This window comes from Stenotrophomonas sp. 2YAF22 (genome assembly GCF_052114665.1).
In the GTDB taxonomy this organism is placed as follows: domain Bacteria; phylum Pseudomonadota; class Gammaproteobacteria; order Xanthomonadales; family Xanthomonadaceae; genus Stenotrophomonas; species Stenotrophomonas indicatrix.
Genome location: NZ_JBFRFE010000436.1, coordinates 1 through 3681, shown reverse-complemented (window position 1 = coordinate 3681; position 3681 = coordinate 1). Strand labels below are relative to the sequence as shown.

Genomic DNA, 3681 nt, shown 5'->3' with positions numbered 1-3681 from the left:
GGGCCAGTCCGAGCCCCTTTTGCCAGGATGCCGGCGTCCAATCCGGACCCACCGCCTGAACCGCCGCTCTGTCAACGCCTTGTCCCTGCCGCCCGCGCATTGCAAGAATGGGCCTTTCCCGCAATGCGGCCCAGGCCGGAAACAATGCACGACGCCAAGCACGCCCAGCGCCAGCTCGCCCAGCAGATCGCCCAGACCATCGCCGATGAAATCGGTGCCCAGACCGCACAGGTCAGCGCCGCCGTCGGCCTGCTCGATGAAGGCGCCAGCGTTCCGTTCATCGCCCGCTACCGCAAGGAAGTCACCGGCGGCCTGGACGACACCCAGCTGCGCAACCTGGAAACCCGTCTGACCTACCTGCGCGAACTGGAAGACCGCCGTGCGGCGGTGCTGGCCAGCATCGGCGAGCAGGGCAAGCTCAGCGATGAGCTGCGCAACGAGATCCTCGCCGCCGACACCAAGAGCCGGTTGGAAGATCTGTACCTGCCGTACAAGCCCAAGCGTCGCACCCGCGCGCAGATCGCCCGCGAAGCAGGACTGGAGCCGCTGGCCGATGGCCTGTTGGGCGACCCGACACAGGACCCGCAGGTCTTTGCCGCCACGTTCGTGGATGCCGACAAGGGCGTGGCCGACACCAAGGCCGCGCTGGAAGGGGCCCGCGCGATCCTGATGGAGCGCTGGGGCGAGGACGCCACGCTGGTTGGCGAGCTGCGCAGCTGGTTGAGCGAGCAGGGCGTGATCCGTGCCCGCGTTGCCGAGGGCAAGGAAACCGAGGGCGCCAAGTACCGCGATTATTTCGAGCACGCCGAGTCGTTGGCGAAGATTCCCTCGCACCGGTTGCTGGCGCTGTTCCGTGCGCGCCGCGAGGAGATCCTGTTCCTGGAGCTGGACCCGGGCAAGGATGCCGAGGCCGGACATCAGTACGCTGAAGGGCGCGTGGCGCACAACGCGGGCATTCGCGATGCGGGGCGCCCCGGTGATCGCTGGCTGCTGGACGCCTGCCGCCTGACCTGGCGGGCCAAGCTGCACATGCACCTGCTGCTGGACCTGTTCAACCAGGCCCGTGAGAAAGCCGAGGCCGAAGCCATCGCGGTGTTCGGTGACAACCTCAAGGACCTGCTGCTGGCCGCACCGGCCGGCCCGAAAAGCGTGCTGGGCCTGGACCCGGGCATCCGCACCGGCTGCAAGATCGCCGTGGTCGACGCCACCGGCAAGCTGGTCGCCACCGACACCATCTACCCGCACGAACCCCGCCGGCAGTGGGAGCAGTCGCTGCAGACGATCAAGCAGCTGTGTGCCAAGCACAACGTGCAGCTGATCGCGATCGGCAACGGCACCGCCAGCCGCGAGACCGACAAGCTGGCCGGTGAAGCCATCAAGGCGCTGGGTGACAACGCGCCGCAGAAGATCGTGGTCAGTGAAGCCGGGGCTTCGGTGTATTCGGCGTCGGAAACGGCGGCCAAGGAATTCCCGGACCTGGACGTGTCGATCCGTGGTGCGGTATCGATCGCGCGCCGCCTGCAGGATCCGCTTGCCGAACTGGTGAAGATCGAGCCGAAGGCGATCGGCGTGGGGCAGTACCAGCACGACGTGGATCAGTACCGCCTGGCGCGTGCGCTGGATGCGCGCGTGGAGGACTGCGTGAATGCCGTTGGCGTGTACGTCAACACGGCGTCGGCTGCACTGCTGTCGCGCGTTTCGGGTCTGTCGTCGACGGTAGCCGAGAACATCGTGCGCCATCGCGATGACAACGGTCCGTTCAAGCGTCGCAAGGACCTGCTGAAGGTGTCGCGCTTGGGCGAGAAGACGTTCGAGCAATGCGCAGGTTTCCTGCGTATCGCCGATGGCGATGAGCCGCTGGATGCATCGTCGGTGCACCCGGAAGCCTATCCAGTGGTCGAGCGCATCGTGGCCAGCACCGCGCGCCCGATCAAGGCGCTGATCGGCGACGGCAGTTTCCTGCGCGGCTTGAAGGCCGAGCAGTTCACCGACGAGACATTCGGTGTGCCGACGGTGCGCGACATCCTCAAGGAACTGGAAAAGCCGGGCCGTGATCCGCGCCCGGAATTCAAGGCGGCCCGTTTCGCCGATGGCGTCGAGGACATCAAGGACCTGCGCGAGGGCATGGTGCTGGAAGGCGTGGTCAGCAACGTGGCCGCGTTCGGTGCGTTCGTCGATATCGGCGTGCACCAGGACGGCCTGATCCATATCTCGGCGCTGTCTGATACCTACGTGAAGGATCCGCGTGACGTGGTCAAGGCCGGCGAYATCGTCAAGGTGAAGGTGCTGGAGGTGGACGTGCCGCGCAAGCGCATCGCCCTGACCCGTCGTCTGGACGACACGCCCGGCCAGGCCACCAGCCGCCCGGGAAGCCGTGACGAACGCAGCCAGGGGCAGGCGCCGCGCCGCGACGCTGGCAACCCCGGGCAGGGACGTGGCCAGGGGCGCAACCCGGGCAATGGCGGACGCCCGGCACAGGCCGCGCCGCCAGCCAACAATGCCCTGGCCGAGGCGTTCGCCCGGGCCAAGCGCAGCTGAGTCCGCCGTCCCCCTCCTGGCGCGATCCGGGTGGGGGACTTGTCGATGTTCCCCGGCAATGCGCACACTTGCGCCGGAAGGGGCGCCTGGGCCCCTGCTGTCGCTGGGGAGGCCATGCCGTCAGCACCATCCGCGCTGTTCCGTGACCGCTGTGGCTCGCCACGGCCTGCGGGCAGCTGCGTCGGCAGGGGAGGCGGCTGATGGCCGATCAGGGCAACAGCGGCAACGCACTGCTGGAGCGCCGGCTGCAGGAACTGGCCGAAGAGCGCCGTCGCCTGGCGATGATCATCGAGGGCACCGCGGCCGGCACCTGGGAATGGAACGTCCAGAGCGGGCAGATGCGGGTCAACGAACGGTGGGCCGAGATCGTCGGCTACCGGTTGGACGAACTTGAACCGATCTGCCAGAAGACCTTCATCGCGCTGGTCCATCCGGATGATCTGGCGCTGTCCGATGCGGCCCTGCAGGACCACTTCGATGGCCGCACCGACCACTATGTCTGCCTGTTGCGGATGCGCCACAGGAATGGGCAGTGGATCTGGATCCACGATCGCGGACGGGTATTCGAATGGGACGGGCAGGGCAGGCCACTGTGGATGGCCGGCGCCCATGCCGACGTCACCGAACTGCAGCAGGCGCGCCAGGACGCGGCCGAAATGCGGCAGCGCCTGCAGGCGATGGTGGATGCTTCCGACGAAGTCGCGGTGATCGCGACCGACACCGATGGCATCATCACCATTTTCAATACCGGCGCGCAGCGTCTGCTCGGCTACACCGCCGCTGAAGTAGTGGGTGCGCGCCGGCTGGATGCCTTCCACGACCCGGTTGAACTGCAGGCGTGGCTGCGACCGCTGGCGACCGCCGATGGACAGGTTCCAGGTGTGTTCGAGGCACTCAGTGCACGTGCCGACGGCCAGACGTATTCGCGGCAGTGGACACTGCTGCGCAAGGACGGTCAGCGTCGCCAGGTACGCCTGTCAATCAGCCGCATGGATGGCACCCATGGCGAGCGCATCGGCTATGTCGGCATGGCCATCGACATCACCGAGATCCTGCAGGCGCGCGCCGAGGCTCGTCTTGCGGCGGAAAAATTCGCCGGTGCGTTTACGTCGGCGGCACTGGGCATGGCGCTGGTGTCGCTGG

At 67.3% G+C, this 3681-nt stretch carries 2 protein-coding genes; both read left to right on the top strand.

Translation table 11 applies throughout. The features are described 5' to 3' along the window. Positions 1–144: 144 nt before the first annotated feature. The gene (locus tag AB4Y84_RS15970; RefSeq protein WP_363733637.1) at positions 145–2538 is read left to right on the top strand and encodes a Tex family protein; all 2394 of its coding nucleotides are present in this window, start codon (positions 145–147) and stop codon (positions 2536–2538) included. Positions 2539–2738: 200 nt separating this feature from the next. Next, positions 2739–3681: PAS domain-containing protein (locus tag AB4Y84_RS15965; protein ID WP_442250425.1), on the top strand; the 943-nt coding region annotated here is incomplete at its 3' end.